Source organism: Massilia sp. (assembly GCF_032106685.1).
Lineage (GTDB): Bacteria > Pseudomonadota > Gammaproteobacteria > Burkholderiales > Burkholderiaceae_D > Telluria.
The window spans coordinates 111,227-137,382 of sequence record NZ_DAMCPG010000002.1 but is presented as its reverse complement, the minus strand read 5'-3'; the positions used below and the strand labels follow the sequence as shown (position 1 = coordinate 137,382).

General features: G+C 67.2%; 20 protein-coding genes. 16 read left to right on the top strand and 4 right to left on the bottom strand.

Features of this window, described 5'->3' with window-relative positions; all coding sequences use genetic code 11:
• Positions 1–43 precede the first annotated feature (43 nt).
• From RT688_RS02465 to RT688_RS02440, 6 genes are all read left to right on the top strand, one after another.
• Positions 44–2,899: a 2-oxoglutarate dehydrogenase E1 component gene (locus RT688_RS02465; RefSeq protein WP_313703258.1), complete on the top strand. Its 2,856-nt coding sequence runs from the start codon at positions 44–46 to the stop codon at positions 2,897–2,899.
• A 73-nt stretch (positions 2,900–2,972) separates the two neighbouring features.
• Positions 2,973–4,223 carry a 2-oxoglutarate dehydrogenase complex dihydrolipoyllysine-residue succinyltransferase gene (gene odhB, locus RT688_RS02460; RefSeq protein WP_313703257.1) on the top strand — a complete coding sequence of 417 codons (1,251 nt, stop codon included), beginning with the start codon at positions 2,973–2,975 and terminating at the stop codon, positions 4,221–4,223.
• An 88-nt stretch (positions 4,224–4,311) separates the two neighbouring features.
• Positions 4,312–4,692: a PspC domain-containing protein gene (locus tag RT688_RS02455; RefSeq protein ID WP_312552169.1), complete on the top strand. Its 381-nt coding sequence runs from the start codon at positions 4,312–4,314 to the stop codon at positions 4,690–4,692.
• A 15-nt stretch (positions 4,693–4,707) separates the two neighbouring features.
• The gene (gene lpdA / locus RT688_RS02450; RefSeq protein WP_313703256.1) at positions 4,708–6,141 is read left to right on the top strand and encodes a dihydrolipoyl dehydrogenase; all 1,434 of its coding nucleotides are present in this window, start codon (positions 4,708–4,710) and stop codon (positions 6,139–6,141) included.
• 223 nt (positions 6,142–6,364) lie between these two features.
• On the top strand, positions 6,365–7,462 hold the full coding sequence (gene zapE, locus RT688_RS02445) for a cell division protein ZapE (RefSeq protein WP_313703255.1): 1,098 nt from the start codon (positions 6,365–6,367) through the stop codon (positions 7,460–7,462).
• 33 nt (positions 7,463–7,495) lie between these two features.
• Complete coding sequence (locus tag RT688_RS02440; protein ID WP_313703254.1) at positions 7,496–8,173, top strand: hypothetical protein; 678 nt, start codon at positions 7,496–7,498, stop codon at positions 8,171–8,173.
• 195 nt (positions 8,174–8,368) lie between these two features.
• On the opposite strand, the gene RT688_RS02435 is transcribed toward RT688_RS02440, so the two are convergent.
• Positions 8,369–9,148 carry a serine/threonine-protein phosphatase gene (locus tag RT688_RS02435; RefSeq protein ID WP_313703253.1) on the bottom strand — a complete coding sequence of 260 codons (780 nt, stop codon included), beginning with the start codon at positions 9,146–9,148 and terminating at the stop codon, positions 8,369–8,371.
• A gap of 178 nt (positions 9,149–9,326) precedes the next feature.
• Between RT688_RS02435 and RT688_RS02430 the strand changes: the two genes are divergently transcribed.
• Both RT688_RS02430 and RT688_RS02425 read left to right on the top strand, forming a co-directional pair.
• A complete protein-coding gene (locus RT688_RS02430) occupies positions 9,327–9,527 on the top strand; it encodes a YdcH family protein (RefSeq protein WP_056333185.1) in 201 nt (66 codons plus the stop codon).
• A gap of 27 nt (positions 9,528–9,554) precedes the next feature.
• On the top strand, positions 9,555–11,594 hold the full coding sequence (locus tag RT688_RS02425) for an ATP-dependent DNA helicase (RefSeq protein ID WP_313703252.1): 2,040 nt from the start codon (positions 9,555–9,557) through the stop codon (positions 11,592–11,594).
• A 183-nt stretch (positions 11,595–11,777) separates the two neighbouring features.
• Here RT688_RS02425 and RT688_RS02420 read toward each other — a convergent pair whose 3' ends face one another.
• A complete protein-coding gene (locus RT688_RS02420) occupies positions 11,778–12,752 on the bottom strand; it encodes an NADPH:quinone oxidoreductase family protein (RefSeq protein ID WP_313703251.1) in 975 nt (324 codons plus the stop codon).
• A 182-nt stretch (positions 12,753–12,934) separates the two neighbouring features.
• Between RT688_RS02420 and RT688_RS02415 the strand changes: the two genes are divergently transcribed.
• The 7 genes from RT688_RS02415 to rlmD all read left to right on the top strand — a co-directional run bounded on the left by RT688_RS02415 (position 12,935) and on the right by rlmD (position 21,903).
• Positions 12,935–13,543 (top strand): toll/interleukin-1 receptor domain-containing protein, encoded by a 609-nt coding sequence (locus tag RT688_RS02415; protein ID WP_313703250.1) that lies wholly within the window; start codon positions 12,935–12,937, stop codon positions 13,541–13,543.
• A gap of 8 nt (positions 13,544–13,551) precedes the next feature.
• Positions 13,552–16,392 (top strand): tetratricopeptide repeat protein, encoded by a 2,841-nt coding sequence (locus RT688_RS02410; RefSeq protein WP_313703249.1) that lies wholly within the window; start codon positions 13,552–13,554, stop codon positions 16,390–16,392.
• Positions 16,393–16,765: 373 nt separating this feature from the next.
• On the top strand, positions 16,766–17,503 hold the full coding sequence (gene surE / locus RT688_RS02405) for a 5'/3'-nucleotidase SurE (protein ID WP_313703356.1): 738 nt from the start codon (positions 16,766–16,768) through the stop codon (positions 17,501–17,503).
• Positions 17,500–18,390 carry a protein-L-isoaspartate(D-aspartate) O-methyltransferase gene (locus RT688_RS02400; protein ID WP_313703248.1) on the top strand — a complete coding sequence of 297 codons (891 nt, stop codon included), beginning with the start codon at positions 17,500–17,502 and terminating at the stop codon, positions 18,388–18,390. The genes surE and RT688_RS02400 overlap by 4 nt, the downstream gene beginning before the upstream one ends.
• Positions 18,391–18,425: 35 nt before the next feature.
• A complete protein-coding gene (locus tag RT688_RS02395; RefSeq protein WP_313703247.1) occupies positions 18,426–19,322 on the top strand; it encodes a peptidoglycan DD-metalloendopeptidase family protein in 897 nt (298 codons plus the stop codon).
• A 9-nt stretch (positions 19,323–19,331) separates the two neighbouring features.
• Entirely contained in the window at positions 19,332–20,363 is a 1,032-nt protein-coding gene (rpoS, locus tag RT688_RS02390; RefSeq protein WP_313703246.1) for an RNA polymerase sigma factor RpoS, read from the top strand.
• 175 nt (positions 20,364–20,538) lie between these two features.
• The gene (rlmD, locus tag RT688_RS02385; protein ID WP_313703245.1) at positions 20,539–21,903 is read left to right on the top strand and encodes a 23S rRNA (uracil(1939)-C(5))-methyltransferase RlmD; all 1,365 of its coding nucleotides are present in this window, start codon (positions 20,539–20,541) and stop codon (positions 21,901–21,903) included.
• On the opposite strand, the gene RT688_RS02380 is transcribed toward rlmD, so the two are convergent.
• Together RT688_RS02380 and RT688_RS02375 are read right to left on the bottom strand one after the other, a co-directional pair.
• Positions 21,900–24,554, bottom strand: coding sequence for an ATP-binding protein (locus RT688_RS02380; RefSeq protein WP_313703244.1), 2,655 nt, complete (start codon positions 24,552–24,554; stop codon positions 21,900–21,902). The genes rlmD and RT688_RS02380 overlap by 4 nt on opposite strands.
• Before the next feature lie 127 nt (positions 24,555–24,681).
• Complete coding sequence (locus RT688_RS02375) at positions 24,682–25,371, bottom strand: Bax inhibitor-1/YccA family protein (RefSeq protein WP_313703243.1); 690 nt, start codon at positions 25,369–25,371, stop codon at positions 24,682–24,684.
• A 308-nt stretch (positions 25,372–25,679) separates the two neighbouring features.
• Between RT688_RS02375 and ndk the strand changes: the two genes are divergently transcribed.
• On the top strand, positions 25,680–26,105 hold the full coding sequence (ndk, locus tag RT688_RS02370; protein WP_224942622.1) for a nucleoside-diphosphate kinase: 426 nt from the start codon (positions 25,680–25,682) through the stop codon (positions 26,103–26,105).
• Positions 26,106–26,156 lie beyond the last annotated feature (51 nt).

The window sequence follows — 26,156 nt, the reverse complement described above, 5'->3', positions numbered from 1 at the left end:
AACCCGCCCCATACTCGCGAAGCGCGAAGAAAGGTGAGCAAGAATGATGCAGCAACAGAATGCGAACTCGTACCTGTTCGGCGGTAATGCGCCCTACGTGGAAGAGTTATACGAAGCGTACCTGAACAATCCGGGATCGGTTCCGGAAAACTGGCGCGCCTACTTTGACCAGATGCAGCACGTGCCCGCGGTCGACGGATCGAACCGCCCGGACGTGGTCCACTCGTCGGTGGTCGCTTCGTTCGCGGAACGCGCGAAACAGGGCCCGATCCGCACCGTGATCGCCTCCCCGGACGCAGAACTCGGCCGCAAGCGCGTCGCCGTCACCCAGCTGATCGCTGCCTACCGCTACCTCGGCTCCCGCTGGGCCAACCTCGACCCGCTGCAGCGCCAGGAGCGCCCACCCCTTCCGGAACTCGACCCGAGCTTCTACGGCTTCACCGAAGCGGACCTCGACACCGTCTTCACCATCAGCAATACCTACTTCGGCAAGGAAACCGCGCCCCTGCGCGACATCCTGAACTGGCTGCGCGACACCTACTGCCGTTCGATCGGCGCTGAGTTCATGTACATCAGCGATCCGGCGGAAAAGCGCTGGCTGCAGGAACGCCTGGAGTCGACCCGCTCGACCCCGGCCTTCACCGCCGACAAGAAAAAGCACATCCTCGAGCGCCTGACCGCGGCCGAAGGCCTGGAACGCTACCTCCACACCAAGTACGTCGGCGCCAAGCGCTTCTCGCTGGAAGGCGGCGAGTCGTTCATCGCCTCGATCGACGAAGTGATCCAGCGCGCCGGTGAAAAGGGCGTGCAGGAAATCGTCATCGGCATGGCCCACCGCGGTCGCCTGAACGTGCTGGTCAACACCCTGGGCAAGAGCCCGGCCGACCTGTTCGAGGAATTCGAAGGCAAGCACGCCGACGACCTGCCGGCGGGCGACGTGAAATACCACCAGGGCTTCTCGAGCGACATCTCGACCCCGGGCGGCCCGGTCCACCTGTCGCTGGCCTTCAACCCCTCGCACCTGGAAATCGTCAACCCGGTCGTCGAAGGCTCGGTCAAGGCGCGCATGGAACGCCGCGGCGACCGCAAGGGCAAGGAAGTGCTGCCGATCCTGGTGCACGGCGACGCCGCATTCGCCGGCCAGGGCGTGGTCATGGAAACCCTGAACCTGGCCCAGACCCGCGGCTACGGCACCGGCGGCACCGTCCACATCGTCATCAACAACCAGATCGGCTTCACCACCTCCGACCCGCGCGACGCCCGTTCGACCATCTACTGCTCGGACGTGGTCAAGATGATCGAGGCGCCGGTGCTGCACGTGAACGCCGACGATCCGGAAGCGGTCGTGCTGGCCTCGCAGATCGCGATGGACTACCGCACCGAGTTCGGCAAGGACGTGGTCGTGGACATCGTCTGCTACCGCAAGCTGGGCCACAACGAGCAGGACACCCCTGCGCTCACCCAGCCGCTGATGTACAAGAAGATCGCCAAGCACCCGGGCACCCGCAAGCTGTACGCGGAGAAGCTGGCTGCCCAGGGCACCATCCCGGCCGACGGCGGTGACCAGCTGGTCGCCGAGTACCGCAATGCGATGGACGCCGGCAAGCACACCGTCGATCCGGTCCTGACCAACTTCAAGGGCAAGTACGCCGTCGACTGGGCGCCGTTCCTGAACAAGAAGTGGACCGACGCCGCCGATACCGCCGTGCCGCTGACCGAGCTGAAGCGCCTGGCCGAACGCATCACCAAGGTGCCGGAAGGCTTCAAGGCGCACTCGCTGGTCGAGAAGGTCCTGAACGACCGCGCCACCATGGGCAAGGGCGAGATGAACCTCGACTGGGGCATGGGCGAGCACCTGGCCTTCGCCTCGCTGCTGTCCTCGGGCTACGCGATCCGCCTGTCGGGCCAGGATGCCGGCCGCGGCACCTTCGTGCACCGCCACGCCGTGCTGCACGACCAGAACCGCGAGCGCTGGGACCAGGGCATCTACCTGCCGCTGGCCAACGTGTCGGACAACCAGGCCAACTTCACCGTGATCGACTCGGTGCTGTCGGAAGAAGCGGTGCTCGGCTTCGAGTACGGCTACTCGACCGCCGAACCGAATACGCTCACCATCTGGGAAGCCCAGTTCGGCGACTTCGTCAACGGCGCCCAGGTCGTCATCGACCAGTTCATCGCCTCGGGCGAAGTGAAGTGGGGCCGCGCTTCGGGCCTGACCATGATGCTGCCGCACGGCTACGAAGGCCAGGGTCCGGAGCACTCGTCGGCACGTATCGAGCGCTTCCTGCAGCTGTGCGCAGACAACAACATGCAAGTCGTGCAGCCGACCACGGCCGCCCAGATCTTCCACCTGCTGCGCCGCCAGATGGTGCGCCAGTTCCGCAAGCCGCTGGTGATCTTCACGCCGAAGTCGCTGCTGCGTAACAAGGACGCCGGCTCGCCGCTGACCGACCTGGCCAAGGGCGGTTTCCAGACCGTGATCGGCGAAGTGGACGAGAAGATCGAAGCGTCGAAGGTCAAGCGTGTGCTGGTCTGCTCGGGCAAGGTCTACTATGACCTGGTCAACACCCGCAAGGCGCGCAATGCCAACGACGTGGCGATCATCCGTATCGAACAGATGTATCCGTTCCCGCACAAGTCGTTCGCGGCCGAGCTGAAGAAGTTCAGCAACGCGACCGAAGTGGTGTGGACGCAGGACGAGCCGCAGAACCAGGGTCCGTGGTTCCAGATCCAGCACAACATCTTCGAAAGCATGGAAGAAGGCCAGCGCCTGGCGTACGCCGGCCGTCCGGCTTCCTCGTCGCCTGCGGTCGGCTATGCCGACAAGCACGTGGCGCAGCAGAAGGAGTTGCTGGAAACCGCGTTCTCGAAACTCAAGGGTTTCATCCTGACCAAGTAAGAAGACACACCACGCCCCCGTGCGCGCTCGCGCCGGGGGTTTTGCACAGAATACATAACGGAGTTAGATAAAAATGGCACAAATCGAAGTCAAGGTCCCCCAACTGTCGGAATCGGTTGCTGAAGCGACCCTCCTGTCCTGGCACAAGAAAGTCGGCGAGTCGGTTGACCGCGACGAGAACATGATCGACATCGAGACCGACAAGGTGGTCCTGGAACTGCCGGCCCCGAGCGCCGGCGTGATCGTGCAACTGATCAAGGGCGACGGCGCCACCGTCACCTCGGGCGAAGTCATCGCCATCATCGACACCGAAGCCTCGGCCCAGACCAGCCCGGTCGCCGTGCGTTCGGCCCCGGTGCAGGCCGCGCCCGAAGCGCCTGCTGCCGCTCCGGCTGCCGCTGCTACCGGCTCGAAAGGCGACGTCGCCATGCCGGCCGCCGCCAAGATCCTGGCCGACAACAACATGAGCGCAGCCGATGCCACCGGCACCGGCCGCGACGGCCGCGTGACCAAGGGCGACGCCCTGGCCGCCGTTGCCAACAAGCCTGCCGCTGCTGCTGCACCTGCTCCTGCCGCCAAGCCGGCTCTCCAGCAAGTCGCTGCCCCGGTCGCGAACCTGGGCGACCGTCCGGAAGAGCGCGTGCCGATGAGCCGCCTGCGCGCCCGTATCGCCGAGCGCCTGCTGCAGTCGCAACAGACCAACGCGATCCTGACCACGTTCAACGAAGTGAACATGGCCCCGGTCATGGAACTGCGCAACAAGTACAAGGACAAGTTCGAGAAAGAGCACGGCGTCAAGCTGGGCTTCATGTCCTTCTTCGTCAAGGCCGCCGTTGCCGCACTGAAGAAGTACCCGATCCTGAACGCCTCGGTCGACGGTAACGACATCGTCTACCACGGCTACTTCGACATCGGTATCGCCGTCGGTTCGCCGCGCGGCCTGGTGGTGCCGATCCTGCGCAACGCCGACCAGATGTCGATCGCCGAGATCGAGAAGAAGATCGGCGAATTCGGCCAGAAGGCCAAGGACGGCAAGCTGACCCTGGAAGACCTGTCGGGCGGTACCTTCTCGATCTCGAACGGCGGCGTGTTCGGCTCGATGCTGTCGACCCCGATCATCAACCCGCCGCAGTCGGCGATCCTGGGCGTGCACGCGACCAAGGACCGCGCTGTCGTGGAAAACGGCCAGATCGTCATCCGTCCGATGAACTACCTGGCCATGTCGTACGACCACCGTATCATCGACGGCCGCGAAGCCGTGCTGGGCCTGGTCGCCATGAAGGAAGCGCTGGAAGATCCGGCGCGCCTGCTGCTCGACCTGTAATTCCGCGGTAACGTAGCAGGTAGGTAATTCAAGTAGTACCCGGACATGCGCGCCGCGCGCGCATGTCCACCGACTAGTGAGGACTGCCATGATCTCCGATGAAATCCGGCGTTTGCACGAACTGCACCAGGCCGGCGCCTTGAGCGACGCCGAATTCGAGCAGGCCAAGGCGAAGGTGTTGTCGGGGTCCTATTCCGGCAACGCCGCCGGCGGCGCCGGACCCCGCGTCAACCTGAACAAGGGCGCCAGCGAGTTCAAGGCCGGCTGCACCGTGGTCGAGACCCAGTTGCGCGCGCTGCGCCGTTCGCGTACCGACCGCTGGATCGGCGGCGTCTGCGGCGGCCTGAACGGCGTGCTGGGCATCGAGGCCTGGGTCTGGCGCCTGGTCTTCGTGCTGTTCACCCTGCTGACCTCCGGGTTCGGCGCACTGGTCTACCTGCTGATGTGGATTTTTGTCCCAGAAGAATAAACAAGGAAGCTATTCATGAGTAACGAGAAACAATTCGACGTCGTCGTCATCGGCGGCGGCCCTGGCGGCTACATCGCCGCCATCCGCGCGGCCCAGCTGGGCTTCAAGACCGCCTGCATCGACGAGTGGAGCAATGCGGCAGGCAAGCCGGCCCCGGGCGGCACCTGCACCAACGTCGGCTGCATCCCGTCGAAAGCGCTGCTGCAATCGTCGGAACACTTCGAGCACGCCGGCCACGCCTTCGCCGAGCACGGCATCAACGTGTCGGGCCTGGAACTGAACCTGCCGCAGATGCTCAAGCGTAAGGATTCGGTCGTCAAGGCGAACAACGACGGCATCCTCTACCTGTTCAAGAAGAACAAGGTGTCCTTCTTCCACGGCCGCGGTTCGTTCGCCGGCAAGGCGGAAGGCGGCTACACCATCAACGTCACCGGCCCGACGACCGAGACGCTGACCGCCACGAACGTCGTCGTCGCCACCGGCTCGAACGCACGCGAACTGCCGGGCGCACCTTTCGACGAGAAGATCATCCTGTCGAACACCGGCGCGCTGGCGATCGACGCGGTTCCTTCGAAGCTGGGCGTGATCGGCGCCGGCGTCATCGGCCTGGAAATGGGTTCGGTCTGGCGCCGCGTGGGCGCGGACGTCACCGTGCTGGAAGGCCTGCCGACCTTCCTGGGCGCGGTCGACGAGCAGATCGCCAAGGAAGCGCACAAGCTGTTCACCAAGCAGGGCCTGAAGATCAACCTGGGCTGCAAGATCGGCGCGATCACCAAGGGCGAGAACAACGTCACCGTCGCCTACGCCGACAGCACCGGCGCCGAGCAGACCGCGACGTTCGACCGCCTGATCATCTCGATCGGCCGCGTGCCGAACACCACCGGCCTGAACGGCGAAGCGGTCGGCCTGCAGCTCGACGAGCGCGGCTTCGTGGTCGTCGACGACGAGTGCCGCACCAGCCTGCCGGGCGTGTGGGCGGTGGGCGACGTCGTGCGCGGCCCGATGCTGGCGCACAAGGCGGAAGAAGAGGGCGTCGCGGTCGCCGAGCGCATCGCCGGCCAGCACGGCCACGTCAACTTCAACACCATCCCCTGGGTCATCTACACCTCGCCGGAAATCGCCTGGGTCGGCAAGACCGAGCAGCAGCTGAAGGCCGAAGGCGTGGCCTACAAGGCCGGCACCTTCCCGTTCATGGCCAACGGCCGTGCGCGTGCGCTGGGCGACACCTCGGGCATGGTCAAGTTCCTGGCCGATGCCACGACCGACGAAATCCTGGGCGTGCACATCGTCGGCCCGGTCGCTTCGGAACTGATCTCGGAAGCCGTGGTCGCGATGGAATTCAAGGCATCGTCGGAAGACATCGCCCGCATCTGCCACGCGCACCCGTCGCTGTCGGAAGCCGTCAAGGAAGCCGCGCTGGCGGTCGACAAGCGTTCGCTGAACTTCTAAGGAAGTGAGGCCGGCCGCCATCCGCCGTCGAACGACCGCGGATGGCGGCCCCTGAACCGTAGGGTGGACGGGTCCTCCGTCCACGCGTTCAAACCACGTTTCCCGGCCCGCTCCGTGGCTTGCAAACGTGCGCCGAACGCGTGGACGGCAGAGCCGTCCACCCTACGTCCTTATTTGCAGGCGATGCGATTTATTCGCCAGCCTGCGGCGAGACAACAAACGTATGAACGTCCAAGAGTATTACCAGCACGCGCTGACCGAGCGCGGCTTCAAGTCCGACCCGGCGCAGGCGCGCGCGGTCGAGCGGCTGCAGCAGGCGTACGACGACTGGGTCCAGTACAAGGCCCAGCGGTCGTCCGCTTTCAGGCGTCTCATCAACCGCCCCGAGGTGCCGCGGGGCGTCTACATGTGGGGCGGGGTAGGGCGCGGCAAGTCCTTCCTGATGGACAGCTTCTATTCGGTGGTGCCGGTGGTGCGCAAGACGCGCCTGCACTTCCACGAGTTCATGCGCGCCGTGCACCATCAATTGGACGAACTGAAGGGCGTCGCCAATCCGCTCGACGAAGTCGCCAGGCGCATCGCGAAGAAATACCGCCTGATCTGCTTCGACGAATTCCACGTTTCGGACATCGCCGACGCGATGATCCTGTATAACCTGCTCAAAGCCCTGTTCGACAACGGCGTGTCCTTCGTGATGACCTCGAACTACGAGCCGTCCACGCTGTATCCGGACGGGCTGCACCGCGACCGCATGCTGCCCACCATCGCGCTGCTGCAGGAAAAGCTCGACGTCATGAACGTCGACGCCGGCAACGACTACCGCAAGCGCGCGCTCGAGCAGGTGCAGGCTTACTACACGCCGCTGAACGCCGCCTCGGACCACGCACTGCGCGAGGCCTATGCCAAGGTGGCCGACACCGCCGACGAGAGCCCGATCGTCCACATCGAGAACCGCGAGATCCGCGCCCTGCGCCGCGCCGGCGGCGTGATCTGGTTCGATTTCGCGACCCTGTGCGGCGGCCCGCGCTCGCAGAACGACTACCTGGAACTGGCCACGCGCTTCCACACGGTGATCCTGTCCGGCATTCCCGTGATGTCGGCCGGCCAGTCCTCGGAAGCGCGCCGCTTCACCTGGCTGATCGACGTGTTCTACGACCACAAGGTCAAGCTCATCATGTCGGCGGCCAGCGAACCCGAGGAGCTCTATACCCAGGGCATGCTGGCAAACGAATTCCACCGTACCGTCTCGCGTATCATTGAGATGCAGTCGCGCGAGTACATGCTCGCCGAGCGGCGCGGCGCGGCCGACGCCATCGCCTGACCGATCAGTCAAAACAAGGCAACAAGGAACAAGATGAGAAAAGCACAGTCCGTATTGCGCAGCGCAGCCTGCACCCTGGTCCTGGGCCTGCTGGCCGCCTGCGCCAGCGAGCGCCAGGCGCCGCCGCCGGCTCCCTCTTCGCCGACCACCTCGGTGGCCCAGGCCGACGAGCGCCTGGCCGCCGTCGCCGCCGAGCGCGCCGCGATCGAGGCGCGCTATGCCGAGCGCGAAGCCGTTTGCTACGACAAGTTCTTCGTGAATAACTGCCTGGACCAGGCCAAGGAAACCCGCCGTAACGCGCTGGCGGTGCAGCGCGCGATCGAGATCGACGCCGAGCGTTTCAAACGCAAGCACAAGGTCGAGGAGCGCGACCGCGCCATGGCCGAGGCCGAAGCCGCCTACCAGGCGGAAGAGGCGCGCATGGCCGCCGAGCCGCCAGCCCCGCCCAAGGCCCCGACCCTGACCCCGCCGCCGCGCCCGGCGCCGGTGGCCAACCGCATCGCGCGCCACAAGCAACGCACGCAGGAGGCTGCGGCCAAGGAAGCGGCCGAGGCTCCGAAGCGCGCCGCCAATGCCGCCGCCTACGAGGAACGCCGCCGCAAGTCCGAGGAGCGCCAGCGCGAAGTGGCCGAGCGCAAGGCCGAGCGCGAAGCGAAGCAGGCGGCGAAGGCCGAGCAGGAGAAGGCAGACGCCGGGAAACCGGCGCAGTAGGGTGGGCACTCCGTGCCCACGCGTGACGCCGGCATTGTGTTGGCACAATCTGGCGCTCCGTGCCCACGCGTGACCCCGGCATCATGTTGGCGTTTGGAAGGCGCCGCGTCTGCTCGACGTTCACGCGTGGGCACGGAGCGCCCACCCTACAATGCGCAGAGCTTACCGATCATTCAGGCAAGGGCCGGTGTCGACCTAGCCGTTCGACCCCGTCCCATCCAGGGCCGGCTTGACCAGCTTCACGATCGCCATCGAGCAGTTCCCGCCCTTGCCCTCGGAGCGCTCCGCCGCCTTGTTGATGAGCATCTCGGACGCCTGGCGCGGCGTCGAGCGGGACAATGCCGCACCGAGCTCGGCGTCGGTAAAGAAGTGCCACAGGCCGTCCGAGCACAGCAGGAACTGGTCGCCCGCCGCGACGCCGGTGTGCATGCCCACGGTCACGAACGGCTCCTTGCGGCTATTGCCCAGCACATTGAGCAGCAGCTTCGAGCGCCGGTGGTTGCGCGCCGCCTCGAGCGGCAGGCGGTCGGCCACCAGGTGCTCGATGTAGGCGGCGTCGCCCGTGCGGTGGCTGCACTGGCCATGTTCGAACCGGTAGAGGCGCGAGTCGCCGACGTGGGCCCAGACCGCCTCGCCATGGGGCGACAGCAGCAGGCCGACGAAGCTGGCCTGGACCTCTTCGCCGGTGGTGACGGCGTTCATCTGGATGACGAGGTGGGTTTCGTGCACGATCTCGCGCAGCAGCTGGGCCAGGCGCTCCGGGTGCGGACCGTCGCCCGGCTTGAAACCGTCGAACACCTGCTTGGCCGTATGTAATACCTGTTCGGCCGCCGCCGCGCCGCCGATGCCGTCGGACAGCACGGCGAGCACGTAGCCGGGCGCGCGCGCGCCGGTGAGGATGGCGACCCGGTCGTTTTGCCGCGGGCGGTTACCGAGGTGTTGCGCGGTCCCCGCTTTGATCTTGAAGAGATTCATAAACTTTGATGCTTTCCGTGGCTTGACAGCCAATCTTTGTTGGCGGCAACGTCGCTGTAGATTAAACTATGCACCGAGAAGCCACCGTGTTGCAAGCCGTAAGGTGCACGCGGCACGGCGCCAGCCCGCTGTCCCGCCATCCCCCGCCTTGTTGAAAAACCTGTTTGGAACCGCCATCATGACCGATGTCCAAGACATCCAGCGCCGCATTATCGAACTCGACGTGGAACACCGTGACCTGGATGCGGTCATCGCCATGCTGACGGCCGATGGCCATGCCGACCAGCTCCAGCTGCGCCGCCTCAAGAAGCGTAAACTGCAGTTGAAAGACCATATCACCCTGCTGAAGATGCAACTGGTGCCGGACGTGCCGGCGTAGTTCTCTTCGCATCACGAAACGCCCATTTTGACCGATCACCTCCCTGTTCCCGGCGGCACCGAGCCCGGCGCCGTTTCCGACGACGCTCCCGCAACGCCTGTCGGCAAGTACGACGAAGAAATCGACCGCCTGTTCGGCGTCGGCGGCCCGCTCGCGCCCGCCGTCGGCACCTTCAAGCCGCGCCAGTCGCAGACGGAAATGGCGAAAGCCATTGCGTCCGCGATTTCCGATCAACAGGTGCTCATGGCCGAGGCCGGCACTGGCACCGGCAAGACCTTCGCCTACCTGGTGCCTGCCTTGCTGTGGGGCGGCAAGACCATCGTCTCGACCGGAACCAAGAACCTGCAGGACCAGCTGTTCCTGCGCGACATCCCGACCATCCGCAAGGCCTTGAAGGCGCCGGTGTCGGTGGCCCTGCTCAAGGGACGCTCGAACTACGTCTGCCACTTCCACCTCGAGCGCACGCTGCAGAACGGGCGCCTGACCTCGCGCGACGACGTCGGCTACCTGCGCGAGATCTCGCGCTTCATCAAGATGACGAATTCGGGCGACAAGGCGGAGCTGGCCAAGGTGCCGGAGAACGCCAGCGTCTGGAACCTGGTCACCTCGACCCGCGACACCTGCATGGGCGCCGAGTGCCAGTACTACCAGGACTGCTTCGTGATGAAGGCGCGCCGCGAAGCGCAGCAGGCGGACGTGGTCGTGGTCAACCACCACCTGTTCTTCGCCGACGTGGCGCTGAAGGACACCGGCGTGGCCGAGCTGCTGCCGTCGGCCAACACCATCATCTTCGACGAGGCGCACCAGCTGCCCGACACCGCGACCCTGTTCTTCGGCCAGTCGGTCTCGACGTCCCAGGTGCTGGAACTGTGCCGCGACGTGCTGGCCGAAGGCCTGGCGCACGCGCGCGGCGGCCCCGACTGGGCCAAGGTCGTGACCGTGGTCGAGAAGGCCGCGCGCGACCTGCGCCTGACCTTCCCGGAAGGCGGCACGCGCCTCTCGCTGCCGCAGGTATTGCCGACCTCCGCCTTCTTCCCGGCGCTGGCCAAGCTCAAGGAAGAGCTCGATGGCCTGATCGAGGTGCTGGAAGAAAACGCCGAGCGTGCCGAAACGCTGGAAGCCTGCCGCGTGCGCGCTGTTGAACTAAAGGCATCGTTCGACGCCTGGAAGGCCGATCCCGCGCCCAAGGGCAAGGTGGTCGAGGGCGACCAGGCCGTGCTCTGGGTCGAGGCCTTCAACTCCTCGCTGCAGTTGCACAAGACCCCGCTGTCGATCGCGCCGATCTTCCAGAACCAGCGCGAAGGCACGCCGCGCAGCTGGATCTTCACCTCGGCGACGCTGGCGGTGAAGAACGACTTCAAGCATTTCTCCGACCAGATGGGCCTGACCGGCGAACCGGCGCGTACCTGGCCGAGCCCGTTCAACTACGGCGAGCAGGGCATCCTGTACGTGCCGACCGGCCTGCCGGAGCCGAACTCCTTCCAGTACACCGATGCGGTGGTCGACACCGCGCTGCCGGTGATCGAGGCGGCGGGCGGGCGCACCTTCTTCCTGTGCACCACCATCCGCGCCGTGAACAAGGTGGCCGAGCGCCTGCGTCTCGAGTTCGCCGAGCGCGGCCTGGACTTTCCGCTGTTCGTGCAGGGCGAGCGCGGCCGCACCGAGCTGCTCGACTCCTTCCGCAACGCCGGCAACGCGGTGCTGGTGGGCAGCCAGAGCTTCTGGGAAGGCGTGGACGTGCGCGGCGACGCGCTCTCGCTGGTCATCATCGACAAGCTGCCGTTCGCGCCGCCCGACGATCCGGTGCTGGCCGCGCGCATCGAGGTGATGGAAAAGCAGGGCCTGAACGGCTTCATGCACCACCAGCTGCCGGAAGCGATCATCACGCTCAAGCAGGGCGCCGGGCGCCTGATCCGCGACGTCGAGGACCGCGGCGTCCTGATGATCTGCGACCCGCGCCTGATCAGCAAGCCCTACGGCCGCCGTATCTGGCAGAGCCTGCCGCCGTTCAAGCGGACGCGGGTGCAGGAGGATGTGATCAAGTTCTTCAAGCCGGATGCGGAATAATCACGGCGTTCGCTTGATCCGTATGGTGTTCGCGTCGTCGTGACGGTTGCGCTTGACCCGTAGGGTGGACGGGTTCCCCGTCCACGCGTTCAATCTGCCGGTGACAAACCGCGAAACAACATTCGAACCTGCGTTGAACGCGTGGACGGCAGAGCCGTCCACCCTACGTCCCTCCGGCAAGCTTTACGGCACGATCACCACCTTGCCCGTCACCTTGCGCGCGGCCATGTCGTTCAGCGCCTGCGCCGTCTCGCCCAGCGCGTAGCGCTTCGACACCAGCGGCTTGAGCTTGCCCTCGGCCATCCAGCCCAGCATCTCGCGCATCGCGGCCAGGTTCGCCTTCGGCTCGCGCTTGGCGAACTCGCCCCAGAACACGCCGACCACCGAGGCGCCCTTGAGCAGCATCAGGTTCCAGGGCAGCTTCGGGATCTCGCCGGCCGCAAAACCCACCACCAGGTGCCGGCCGCGCCAGGCGATCGAGCGCAGCGCCGGCTCGCTCCAGGGGCCGCCGACCGGATCGTAGATCACGTCCGGGCCTTTGCCGCCGGTGGCCGCCTTCAGGGCCTCGCGCAGGTCTTCCTTCGTGTAGTCGATGAGGACGTCGGCGCCATGGGCGCGGCAGACTTCGAGCTTCTCCGCGCTGGAGGCGGCCGCGATCACGCGCGCGCCGAGCGCCTTGCCGATCTCGATCGCCGCCAGGCCCACGCCGCCGGCCGCGCCCAGCACCAGCATGGTTTCGCCGGCCTTCAGCTGCGCGCGGTCGACCACCGCATGGTGCGAGGTGCCGTAGGTGAGGGTGATGGCGGCGGCGGTGTCGAAGTCCATGCCTGGGGGCATCGGCATCATGACCTCGGCCGGCGCGCGCACCTGCTCGGCGAAGGCGCCGACGCGGGTGAAGCCGATCACCCGGTCGCCCGGCTTGAGGCCGTTCACGCCGGCGCCGATGGCGCGCACGGTGCCGGCGAATTCATTGCCGGGAGTGAAAGGCAGCTCGGGCCGGTGCTGGTACTTGCCCTGCACGGTCAGCACGTCGGGGAAGTTGACCCCGGCCGCGCGCACGTCGACCACGACCTCGCCGGCCTCGGGAACGAGGTCGGGCAGGTCCTGCAGTTCCAGGTTGTCGGGCGGTCCCCAGTCCTTGCATACGATGGCTTTCATTTGCGTCTCCTCTGGTGGTGGTTGTTCTTCGGATCCCAGCGATTATGCCTCAGGGAATGCATCGGCGCGCCGGCAGCGCGACGCCCGGCCCGTTTGTGCGCCCGCAAAATGGGGAGGGTCTGCGACGCTACAGTGATGGATGCGCATGCGCGCCAGCCGGCATATTGAACAGGGGAAAGGCAATGACAATTCGGTACGGCTGCTTCTTCAGCTACGCCCATGGGCGTCATGCGTTGATGCAGCGGTTCAAGACAGCGCTGGCCGATGCGCTGCGCTGCTACCTCGAACCGTATTTCGACAACGAGGACGAGCTGTTCGTCGACACCGAGCAGCTCGGCGGCGGCGACGATCTCGATCGCAAGATCGCCCGCGCGATGTGCGAGAGCGTCTGCATGATCCTCATCTACACGCCGAAGTACGAGGCGCATGCCTACACGCGCCGCGAGTACGCGGCAATGCGCCTGCTCGAGGCCGAGCGCAGCAAGTGGTACACGCTGCCCAGCCACCTGATCATTCCGGTGATCATGACCCAACATCCCGACAGGCTGCCGCCGCAGATCGCGTCGTCCAGCTTCTATGTCGACTTCTCGCATTTCACGATGGCCACCGCGGACCTGAAATCGAATCCCGATTTCCTGCCCGACATCGACAAGATGGTGAAACGGATCGCGACGCACTACCAGTACCAGAAGCTCTACATGCCGCCTGGTCATGATTGCAACCAATTCGTGCTTCCCGATGTCCCACCTGAATGGCGCGCCATCCCGGATCTGACTTTTCCCAAAAAATGAGGAGCTACATGGAAATCAACCGCATAACGCTTCCGCCGATCCCCAGGCCCGGCGAAGTGACGACCTTCTATTCGTTCGAGAGCGGCACCGCGCGCAGCGTCGCGCTGGCCCATGCGGCCGTGCTGCTGGCGGGAGGCCAGAATGCGACGGTGCCGGTACTGATGATCGACTGGGACACCGAGGCGCCCGGCCTGCACCATTATTTTCCGGCCCAGGACGAGCGCTTCGAGCACATGCATCCGGCGGCCGGCGCCGCGCGCCCAGGCCTGCTCGAATACTTCGAGGCCTGCCGCGAGCAGCTGCAGTCGCTGGGCCGCGCCGGCGCCGACCTCGACCACGAGGAGCGCGCCCGCCTGGTGCTCGAGGCCATCGACTGGGAGGCCTACGTCGAACGGGTCGACCAGAGCCGCTCGCTCTACCTGATGCGCGCCGGCCGCTTCGACGACAGCTATGGCGAACGCGCCGACCGCATGGACTGGGACGGGCTGTTCGCCGCCTGCCCGGCCCTGTACCGCGCCTTCGCCGCCCACCTGGCGCGCCATTTCCGCCACGTGCTGATCGACGCCCGCGGCGGCCGCTCGGCGGCGGTGAGCGTGTGCACCACGCTGCTGCCCGACCGCCTGGTGGGCCTGTTCACACCGGGCGGTCGCAGCCTCGACGGGCTGGCCGGCGTCGTCACCCGCGCCGTCGAGTACCGCTGCAGCCACGAGGACGAGCAGCGGCCGCTGCTGGTCTACCCGGTGCCCTGCCTCGACGGCGCCGACGCCGAGCGGCGCGCGCTGTGGCGGCGCGGCGACCCGCAGCGCGGCGTCCAGGGCTACCAGAGCGTGCTCGAACAATTGCTGCGCAACTGCTACGGCCTGTCCCAGCTGTCCCTCGATAGCTACCTCGACGAGGTGCAGCTGCAGGCGTTCGGCGTCCCATCCGAACCCTTCGCCGGCACGGTCCAGCGCGACACCGACCGCCATTCGGGCGCGCGCAGCGTCGCGGCCCTGCTGGGCTGGGTGGCGCAGGGGCGCTTTCCCTGGCAGTCGCGCGCCGAGCTCGACCTGCTCGACGCCGTCGCCGCCGGCCGCGCCGCGTTGGCTGCGAGCGAGCGCGGCGCGGGCGGCAGCCTGCTGGGCGGCAATGCGCCCGATCCGAACGCGGCGCCGCTGGCGCGCGACCTGCTGCGCCTGGGCGAACTGCACCGCCAGCAGGGACGCACGGCCCTGGCCCAGGAGTGTTTCGAGGAGAGCACCGCATTGCGCCAGCGCCTGCTCGGCGACGCCCATCCCGACACCCGCGCCAGCCGCTCGGCGTTGGCGGCGCTGCTGCGCGAGAGCGGCCGCCTGCGCGAGGCGCGCGCCCAGTACGAACTGCTGGTCGAGCATTGCGTCCAGGACGCCGGCGCCGAACACGCCGAGACCCTGAGCGCCCGGTCTGGACTGGCGGCCACGCTGGCGGCGCTCGACGAGTTCCCGCGCGCGCTGGCGCTGCACGAGCAGGTGGTCGAAGCTTGCGAGCGTCTGTTCGGCCCGGGCCATATCGTCACGCTCGACGCCCTTGCCGGACAGGCGCGCACCCTGGCGCGCCAGGGCGAGTATTCGCGCGCGCGCATGGTCTACGAGCGCGTGCTCGAAGGGCGCCAGCGTGTCCTCGGCACCGAGCACGAGGACACGCTGCGCTGCACCCAGCTGCTGGCGGCGCTGCTGCGCGACATGGGCGACCTCGGCAACGCGCGCAAGCTCCAGGAGCTGGTGGTGCGGGTGCGCGAACGCCAGGCCGGCCCGGATGCGTCCGCTACCCTGCAGGCGCGCGAGGCGCTGGCCGAGATCTTCGCCGCCCAGGGCGACATGGCCGCGGTGCGCGACATGCAGCAGTCGCTCGCCACCGCGCGCGAACGGCGCCTCGGTTCCGAGCATCCTGACACCCTGAGCATCCTGCTGCGGCTGGCTTCGACGCTCTCCGAGCAGGGCGAGCTCGAGGAAGCGCGCCGGCTCCAGCAGCACGTCGTCAGCCTGCACGAACGCCTGCGCGGCATGGACGACCATGAAACCCTGCGCAGCAAGCAGATGCTGGCCCGGACCCTGTCGAGCCAGGGGCACAGCCAGGCCGCGCGCCGGCTCGAGGAAAGCGTGGAGGAGGGCAGCAGCCGCCTGTTGAACATCCGCGCGATGTCGGCCGGATTACGGGATTCGCCCGATCTTCCCACGTCCGCCCTCGCCACGCCGGACCTTGCCACGCCGGGCACGGCAGCGCGCGGCACTGCCCATGGCACGGCGGCGTCGCGCGTGTCCACGTCGGGCGTTGCCACGTCGGGCGCCGCCTTGCGGCGCTTCGCGGCGCAGCATGCCGCCATGCCGGGCGGCGCCACCGCAGGCGGCCCCGCGCCGCGCCTGGTGACGCCAAGCGACGGTGCGTCGGGGTTTTCCGGTCCCAGCGCGCCGGCCTCGCATGCCCTGCCCAGCTCCGCGCACGCGGCCCTGGGCCAGGCCGGCCTTCCCAGGCCGGGCGCGGGCGGCATGGGGGGCGCCGGCGAGCAACGCGGCGAGACGGCGCGCGGCGCGCGCGAAGGCGCCCACCAGCCATCCCCGGATATGCTGGACCACAAGTTGACGCAATTGCAAAAGCTGATCGACAGCGGGCGCGCGAGCGAAGCACGGGCGCTTGCCGACAGCTTGCGCGAAACCATCCTGCGTCCAACCGTGGCCCAGCCTTTGCGCCGGCGCGGGATTACGATGATCAAGCAGGTCTACCTCGACGACGGCGACAAGGATGCCTTGCTGGCCTTCACCGAAGACGAGGTCGCCTCGCTCGAAGGTGCGCTGATCGAGGCGGCGGGAGGGCGGTCGCTGGCGCTGCGCTAGAAAATGTTTCGGCAGGGCGGAGCAAACCGACGATGACATGCGCGTAGGCGACATGCGCGTCTGCGACATGCGCGTAGGCGACATGCGCGTCTGCGACATGCGCCGGCGACGTATGGCAAGCGCGGGGCAAGACGCGGGAAGACCGCATCCTGACCCGGTCGTTTTGCCAACCGCGCAAGGCGCGGCGCAACATCCGCTTGCCGGGCGCGTTGGGAAGCATGCATGCCCGGCTGGAACACGTTCTCGGCGCCCTTGCCGGGCTTGGCGGGTTGCCCGGCAGCGTTGCATGCGGGCAACGGCGCTCTCCCCCGCAGGGCAGAAATTATGTACCACCGGCGCGTGACGCGGCCGTTGCTTCAGGTAAAATCGCGTGATGCGAATTCTTATCAGTAACGACGACGGCTACCTCGCCCCTGGTATTAACGCCCTGGCCGACGCCCTTGCGGCGGTGGCCGAGATCATCGTTGTCGCGCCGGACAGCAACCGTTCCGGCGCGTCCAACTCGCTTTCGCTCGACCGTCCGCTGTCGGTCACCAAGGCCGCCAACGGTTTCTATTTTGTCAATGGAACGCCGACCGATTGCGTCCATATTGCCCTGACCGGCATGCAGGAAGCGCCGCCCGACCTGGTCGTCTCGGGCATCAACAACGGCCAGAACATGGGCGACGACACCTTGTATTCGGGCACCGTCGCCGCCGCCACGGAAGCTTTCCTGTTCGGCATTCCGGCCATCGCGTTTTCCCAGGTGCACTCTGGTTGGGCCCACATCGACGCCGCGGCCAGGGCGGCGCGCGACATCGTCCTGCGCCGGTTCGAGATGTTGCCTGCGCCCTTCCTGTTGAACGTCAACATCCCGAATCTGCCGTATGAGGAACTCGGGCCGCTCACGCCGACCCGGCTCGGGCGGCGCCACCAGGCCGAGCCGGTGATCCGCTCGCAGGACCCGCGCGGGCGCGAAATCTTCTGGATCGGCGCTCCCGGCGCCTGCCGCGACGCCGGGGAAGGGACCGACTTCCACGCGACCGAGCAGGGGCGGATCTCGATCACGCCGCTGCAGATCGACCTGACGCACAGGCCGCAGCTCGAGCTGCTGGCCCAGGGGCTGACATGACGGACCGCGGCGGCAACCCCGAGGGGAAACGCTTTCCCTTGCCGCTGTCCTCGGTGACCGGGGGCGCGCGCAAGCCGGGCGCGCCGGCGCCGGTGGCGACGCCGCAGACCGCCACCCAGAACGCGGCGCGCGCGGTCGGCGCCCATGCCCAGCCACCCAAGCCGCCGCAGCCGGGGCCGAAGCCGCCGGGCTACGCGCCGCCCACGCAGACGGCGCCGACCGCCCAGCGCTCGGACCTGATGGCGACCGAGGCGATCCGGCGCGCGATGGTGGCGCGGGTGGCAGGGCAGGGCGTCAAGGATGCGGCCGTGCTGGCGGCGCTCGAAGCCGTGCCGCGCCACCTGTTCATCGAACCTGCACTGTCGAGCCAGGCATATATCGACGCCTCGCTGCCAATCGGGCACAATCAAACTATTTCCCAGCCTTACATTGTTGCGCGTATGATTGAGGCAATGCGCGACGGCAAGTTTTCCAGCGGCGCCATGCCCGGCCGCGTGCTGGAGATCGGCACCGGTTGCGGCTACCAGGCGGCCGTGCTGGCGCGCGTCGCGAACGAGGTCTACTCCATCGAACGCATCAAGCCGCTGCACGAGCTGGCCAAGGCCAACCTGCGGCCCTTGCGTATTTCCAATCTGCGCTTGCACTACGGAGATGGTATGCTCGGGCTCGCGCAGGTCGCGCCCTTCGACGGGATCATCCTGGCGGCGGCCGGCCTGGAAGTGCCCCGCGCACTGCTCGAGCAGCTTGCCATCGGCGCGCGCCTGGTGGCCCCGGTAGGGGGCCAGGTGCAGCATTTGCAGCGGATTACCCGCATCGGCAAGTCCGAATGGACCAGCGAGACGCTGGAAGCCTGCCATTTCGTCCCCTTGCGCCCCGGCACCGTCTAAGCGCTGCCCGCATGTAATAGGTATTAAAAGAGAGAATGAAACAACCACCCCGTCTAGTCCTGCTCACCCTTCTGCTTGGCCTGCTCGCGGGCTGCAACACCGCCACCCGCAAGGCGCCTGTCGTCGAGCGCCCGATTTCGTCGTCCACCGCGACCCGTCCGGCGCCGGCGCGCGTCGAAGCGCCGCGCCCGGACGCCCGCGGCACCTATACCGTGCGCCGCGGCGACACTCTGCTGCGCATCGCGCTCGACCATGGCCAGAGCTACCGCGACCTGGTGGCCTGGAACAACCTGTCCGATCCGGACGACATCAAGGTCGGCCAGGTGCTGCGCGTCGATCCGCCGGGCGAGAAGGTCGCCGCCGGCAACAACGTCGTCACCCAGCCGGTGCCGGCGCCGCCGCAAGCGCCGCGCAAGACCGCGCCGCGCGCCGACAAGAAGCCGTACAGCGAGGAAAACGTCGCGGAAAGCCAGCGCGGCGAGAAGGCCGAGACCGTTGTCGCCAACACGGCGGCGGTGCCCGCCGGTACCCGCGTGGGCGCCACCGTGACCGCCACCGACGACGAGAAGCTGAGCTGGATGTGGCCGTCGGACGGGCGTATCATCGCCACCTTCGACGAAGGCAAGAACAAGGGGATCGACATCGCCGGCCGTCCGGGCCAGCAGGTGATGGCCGCCGGCGCCGGCAAGGTAATGTATGCTGGCAGTGGCATCCGGGGTTATGGTAACCTCGTCATCGTCAAACACAGCAACAGCTTGCTGTCGGCCTATGCCCATAACCGCGCCATTGTCGTGAAGGAAGGCGACAACGTGACCAAGGGCCAGGTGATCGCCGAGATGGGCGATTCCGACGCCGATACGGTGAAGCTGCACTTCGAGATTCGCCAGCAGGGCAAGCCAGTCGATCCGGCGAGGTTCCTGCCCAGCCGCTAGAGAGGGCCAATGACGCTGCCGCCGCACTCCCAGGACCACGACGCTTCGGACGATCTGCCTGACGAGCTGGAGAGCGACGGCGCGTCTTGCGACGCTGCGCCCGGCGAGGGCGCCTCCGGCGACGAGGCGGCCGACAGCGCGGAGGTGCTTCCCGGCGCCGGCGTCGACAGCGTCGACGAACTCAAGACCGTGCTGGCCGCCGAGCTGTCCACCGACACCACCCAGCACTACCTGAACCAGATCGGCACCCGGCCCTTGCTCTCGGCCCAGCAGGAGACGCATTACGCGACCTTGGCCAAGGCCGGCGACTTCGATGCGCGCCAGAAGATGATCGAGCATAACCTGCGCCTCGTGGTCTCGATCGCCAAGCACTACATCAACCGCGGCGTGGTGCTGCTCGACCTGATCGAAGAGGGCAACATCGGCCTGATGCGCGCCATCGACAAGTTCGAGCCCGAGCGAGGTTTCCGCTTTTCCACCTACGCCACATGGTGGATCCGCCAGAGCATCGAGCGCGCCATCATGAACCAGGCGCGCACCGTGCGCCTGCCGGTGCACATGGTGCGCGAACTGAACGCCGTGCTGCGCGCCAAGTACCACCTCGAGGCCCAGCACCACGACGGCAAGGATGCCAGCGCCGAGGACATCGCCAGCCTGGTCGGGCGTCCGGTCGAGGAAGTGCAGGACATCCTGGCGCTGTCCGAGCACGCCGCCTCGCTCGACGCGCCGCTCGACAACGATCCCGGCTCGAGCCTGATGGACATGTTGCCCGGCGAGGCCGACGACAGCCCCGACGCGCGCGCCGAGCAGCACGAGATGACCCTGCTGGTGCGCGACTGGCTGACCCGCCTGCCCGAGAAGCAGCGGGTGGTCGTGATGCGCCGCTTCGGCCTCGACAACGACGACCCGGCCACGCTCGAGACCCTGGCCGAGGAGATGGGCGTGACGCGCGAGCGTGTGCGCCAGATCCAGCAAGAGGCCCTCGTCAAGCTCAAGCGGGCGATGGCCGCCCGTGGCGTCGTGCGCGATTCCTTGTTATGATGCCGCGATTTCCGACTTGCTTTCGCGCCACGTAAGTGGTGCGCCACCGGCCGGCTCGGTTTTGCCGTTTTGCAGAACCGGTCCGCCAGCGCAGGTTGAACGCGTGGACGGCGTAGCCGTCCACCCTACGTCCCCCATTCATACGTCCGCGTGGGCCCGGTCCACGTCATATCCAATGCAAGAAACTTTTATCGAAATTAAGTCGCTGGACGCGGATGCGCGCGGCGTCGGCCACCTCGAGAACGAGGACGGCACCCCGGGCAAGGTGATCTTCGTCGAGGACGCACTGCCGGGCGAGCGCGTCAGCTACGAGGTCAAGCGCAAGAAGAAGAACTGGGAGTCGGGCCGCATGGTCACCCTGCAGCGCGCCTCCTCGATGCGGGTCGAGGCCCGCTGCGAGCATTTCGGCTATTGCGGCGGCTGCTCGATGCAGCACCTGGAGCCGACCGCGCAGGTGGCGATCAAGCAGCGCACGCTGGAAGACAACCTCTGGCACCTGTCGAAGGTCAAGGCCGACAACATCATGCGGCCGCTGCAGGGCCCGACCTGGGGCTACCGCTTCCGCGCGCGCCTGTCGGTGCGTCACGTCGAGAAGAAGGGCACGGTGCTGGTCGGCTTCCACGAGCGCGCCTCGTCCTACGTGGCCGACATCCGCTATTGCCACATCCTGCCGCCCCACCTGGGCGGCATGCTGATGCCGCTGCGCGAACTGGTCGGCGCGCTGTCGATCTACAACCAGATGCCGCAGATCGAAGTGGCGGTCGGCGAGGAAACCACGGCGCTCGTGCTGCGCATCATGGCGCCGCTGACCGCCAAGGACGAGGAACTGGTCAAGGCCTTCGCCGACGCATGGGGCATCCAGTGGTGGCTGCAGCCGAAGGGGCCGGACACCGTCTACCCGTTCTATCCGCTGGACAAGGAGCTGTACTACACGCTGCCCGAGTTCGGCGTGCGCATGCCGTTCAAGCCGACCGACTTCACCCAGGTGAACCACCAGATCAACCGGGTGCTGGTGCACAAGGCCCTGCGCTTGCTGGACGTGCAAAAGGACGAGCGCGTGGCCGACCTGTTCTGCGGCCTGGGCAACTTCACGCTGCCGCTGGCGACCCAGGCGCGCGAAGTCGTGGGCATCGAGGGCAGCACCACGCTGACCACGCGCGCGCTGGAAAACGCGAAGGCCAACGGCCTGGCGGAAAAGACCACTTTCTACACGCGCAACCTGTTCGAGGTGACGGCGGCCGACCTGGTGGCGCTGGGCCGCTTCGACCGCATGCTGGTCGATCCGCCGCGCGACGGCGCGATCGCCCTGGCGCTGGCGCTGGCCGAGCTGCGCGAAAGCGGGCAGGCGGCCTTGCTGCCGAAGCGCATCGTCTACGTCTCGTGCAGCCCCTCGACCCTGGCGCGCGACGCCGGCATCCTGGTGCACCGCGCCGGCTACGCGATGAAGAAGGCGGGCGTGGTCAACATGTTCCCGCACACCTCGCACGTCGAATCGATCGGCGTGTTCGAGCTGCCGGACGCCGACGCCGACGCCGCTTAAGCGCCGGCCCGGTCCGGACCGGCGCCCTGCGCCAGCAGCGCAAACAGCCGGGCCGGGTCGGCCGGCTTGACCATGAAGTGGTCGAAGGCCGGGTTGGCATGCGGCGCCGTCTCGCGCTGCCCGTAGCCGGTCAGCGCCAGCATCAGGGCGTTCGCGGTTCCCGGCAAGGCGCGCAGGCGGCGCGCCAGTTCATGTCCATCCATGCCCGGCAGGCCGATGTCGAGCACGCAGGCGTCGAAGCGGCCCGACTGCGCGGCCAGCAGCGCGCGCTTCGGGTCGTGCAGCACGGTGACGCGGTAGCCGCTCGACTCGAGCAGCATCGCGATCGTCGCCGCCGCATCGACGTTGTCGTCCACTACCAGCACATCGAGGCCGGCCGCCGGCGCGGGCGCAAGCACGGCCGGGGTGTCGCCGCTCGCCGCCACGGGCGCGGCCCGGCGCGGCAGGCGCACCGTGAAGCGGCTGCCGGTCTCGTCCCCGCCGCTGTCGGCGGCCACGCTGCCGCCGTGCAGTTCGACCAGGCTCTTGACCAGCGCCAGCCCCAGGCCGAGCCCGCCCTGGGCGCGGTCCGGCGTGCGCTCGGCCTGCGCGAACAGCTCGAACACCGTCGACAGCAGCCCGGGATCGATGCCGATGCCGTTGTCGCCGACGACGATCGCGACCTGCTCGGGCGTGACCGTCATCGCCAGGTTGAGGCGGCCGCCTTCCGGCGTGTACTTGGCGGCGTTGTTCAGCAGGTTGGCCAGCACCTGCACCAGGCGCTTGTGGTCGCCCTCGACGAATGCCGGCTCGGCCGCCAGGTGCAGCGCGAGCGCGTGGCGGCGCGCCTCGACCAGCGGGCGCACCTGTTCGGCGGCATCGGCCACCACGCGCTTGAGGTCGACCGGCGCGTTCTGCAGCACGGCCAGGCCGCGCGTGACGCGTGAGACGTCGAGCAGGTCGTCGATCAGGCCCGTCATGTGCGCCACCTGGCGCGCGATGATGCCGCTGGTGCGGGCGATGCGCGCGGCGTCGACCTGGCCCATGTTGAGCAGCTGGGCGGCGGCGGCGATCGGCGCCAGCGGATTGCGCAGCTCGTGCGCGAGCATCGCCAGGAACTCGTCCTTGCGGCGGTCGGCCGCGCGCAACGCCTCCTCGGCGCGCACCCGCTCGATCGCGCTCCAGGCGCGCTCGGCGGCGTCGGCGATCACGCGCACCTCGTCCACGCTCCAGTGCCGGGGCTGGTCGTGGTGCACGAACAGGGAAGAGGTCAGGGCGCCGCGCCGGTTCAGCGGCGCCGCCACGCCGGAGCGGATGCCCAGCGCCTCGAACAGCGGCCAGGTGTCGGCGCCGCCGGTGCGCGGATCGAGGGCCAGGTCGTCCGCCACCCAGGTCGCGCCCGTCCCCAGGCTGAGCAGGTTCTCGCGTCCGAAAGCGTCGGTCGGGAAGCTTCCCTCCAGCGGCGCCAGGCCGTCGACGTAGTTCGAGTGGAAGGTGATGCTGCGCTGCTCGGCGTCGTAGTCGCCGTACACGACCCGGCGCGCGCCGAGGAAGCGGCCGAGCAGGGCGCTGGTGCGCCCCATGATTTGCCCGGCCTGGTCGAGCCGGCGCAGCTGGTCCGCCAGGTCGAGCTGGAATTCGAGGATCGCCAGCAGCGCGGCCTGGCGCCCGGCCCCCTCGCGCAGGGCTGTTTCGGCCTGCGCGCGGTCGAGCGCGGCCCAGGCCCGTTCGGCGATGTCGGCGGCCAGCTTGCGCTGCTCGCCGCTCCAGCGGCGCGGCTTGTCGTCGTGGACGTTGACGCTGGCCAGCAGGCGGCCCTCGCGCGCCAGCGGCTGCGCCATCAGCGCGCGGATGCCCAGGTCGAGGTAGGCCTGCGCATGCGGCGCCGTGCGCGGGTCGACGACGACGTCCTCGACCACCAGCGGCAGCCCGGCGCGCAGGTCGCGCACCACCTCCGGACCGAAATCGTCCAGGCAGCCTTCGGTGCCGGCCAGTTCGCCCCCGCCCTCGCGGGACCAGCCGGCACGGATGCGGAAATGGCCGCTGGCGTCGTCGATCACCCCGTGGAAAACATGCGAAACGTCCAGGAACTGGCCCAGCATGTCGTTCGCCGTGGCCAGGATCTGCTCCGGGTCGGCCAGGCCGCTGAGGCGGTCGACCAGCTGCAGTTGCAGCGCCTGGCGCTTTTCGAGGGCGACCCGATCGGTGGTTTCGTTGATCACGCATAGCGCGCCCGCCACCGCGCCGCTTTCGTCGCGCAGGGGAGAGTAGGCCAGGGTGAAGCGTCCTTCGAAGGGTTGGCCGTTGCGGACGATCATGCGCGGCACGTCTTCGCCATAGGTCGGCTGGCCGGCCAGGGCCTGCTCGACCAGCGGCTGCACGCCGTCCCACAGCTGGGGCCACACGGCGCGCAGCGGACTGCCCAGTGCCGCCGGGTGCTTCGCTTCGAGCAGTTCGACGTAGGCGTGGTTGTAGAGCAGCGCCAGTTCCGGTCCCCAGGCGATGAACATCGGGAAGCGCGAGTCGAGGATCATGCCGACCGAGCTGCGCAGCACCGGACCCCAGGTGTCGGGGTGGCCGGCGGAGCTGCGCGACCAGTCGCGCGAGGCGTAACCGACGCGAATGGCGCTAGCGCTGGCGAGCAGGTCGAAGGGGCGAGGTGCTGCTTGCATGCATTGTTACGCGAGAAGAAAACCCGATGATACGTTGAATCTGCTGCGCATAACCATGCGGAAGTATTTTTATCCGCCAGGCATAAAAAAGCCGACCCGCAGGTCGGCTTTCGTGATGCTGTTGCGCTTAGTCGCGGTCGCCGCCGGCGAAGCCCAGCAGGGCCAGCAGGTTGCTGAAGATGTTGTAGACGTCGAGGTAGATCGCGAGGGCGGCGCTGACGTAGTTGGTTTCGCCGCCGTTCACGATGCGCTGCACGTCGTACAGGATGAAGGCCGAGAAGATACCGATCGCCAGGACCGAGAACACGATGGTCAGCGCCGGGATCTGCAGGAAGATGTTGGCCACGCCGGCCAGCAGCAGCACGATCACGCCGGCGAACAGCCAGCTGCCCATGGCCGAGAAGTCGCGCTTGCTGGTGGTGGCGATGCTTGCCATCACGGCCAGCACGACGGCGGTGCCGCCGAAGGCGGTCATGATCAGCTGGCCGCCGTTGCTGTAGCCCAGGGTGTGGCGCAGCAGCGGGGTGAGCATCAGGCCCATGAAGAAGGTGAAGCCCAGCAGCACGGCCACGCCGACGGCGGAGTGCTTGGTCTTCTCGATGGCGAACATGAAGCCGAAGGCAACCGCCAGGAAGATGACGAAGCCCATGCCGCCGCTGAGCATCGGCAGCTGCATCGACACGCCGATGAAGGCGCCCAGCACGGTCGGGACCATGGACAGCGCAAGCAGCCAGAAGGTGTTGCGCAGGACCTTATTGCGCGCGACCTGGCCTACGGCCACGTCGTAAGCGGGTTGCTTTTGCAGGATGGGGTTCATGTTGCCTCCGGTTGGATGATTAATATTCCACTCAAGCATAGCATGGCGTACGTACCGCAAGTTCCAGTCTTAAGCCAAGCATAAGTCAGGACCCGCAAGATGACGCCGCAATTTCATGCCTAGAGTCAATGTCTGTCGCCCTGCTTGCGAATCGATGCTGCATTGACAAGGCGGATTTCGGGCGCCACTGTAACACTTTGCGGCTTGCGGTCGCAATATCGGCTATATGGGGCGAGGTATGGTAAAATCGAGGGTTGATTGAGTTCTCAACTTCTCGATTTAAACCTTTCTTTTTATTGGAGTTTTACATGGCAATCGAACGCACCCTGTCGATCATCAAACCAGATGCAGTTGCAAAAAACGTGATCGGCCAAATCTACAGCCGCTTCGAAGGCGCTGGCCTGAAGATCGTTGCCGCTCGCATGACCCAGCTGTCGCAAGCTGAAGCCGAAGGCTTCTACGCCGTGCACGCTGCCCGTCCTTTCTTCAAGGACCTGGTCAACTTCATGATCTCGGGCCCGGTCATGATCCAGGTGCTCGAAGGCGAAGGCGCCATCCTGAAGAACCGCGACCTGATGGGTGCAACCGATCCGAAGAAAGCTGACGCCGGCACCATCCGCGCCGATTTCGCCGATTCGATCGACGCCAACGCCGTGCACGGTTCGGACGCCGCCGAAACCGCCGCCGTGGAAATCGCTTACTTCTTCCCGGCACTGAACGTCTACTCGCGTTAATTGGTCAGGGGGAGCGCAGTCCGGGCGCGCCCCGGTCGACTTTCCCCGGAC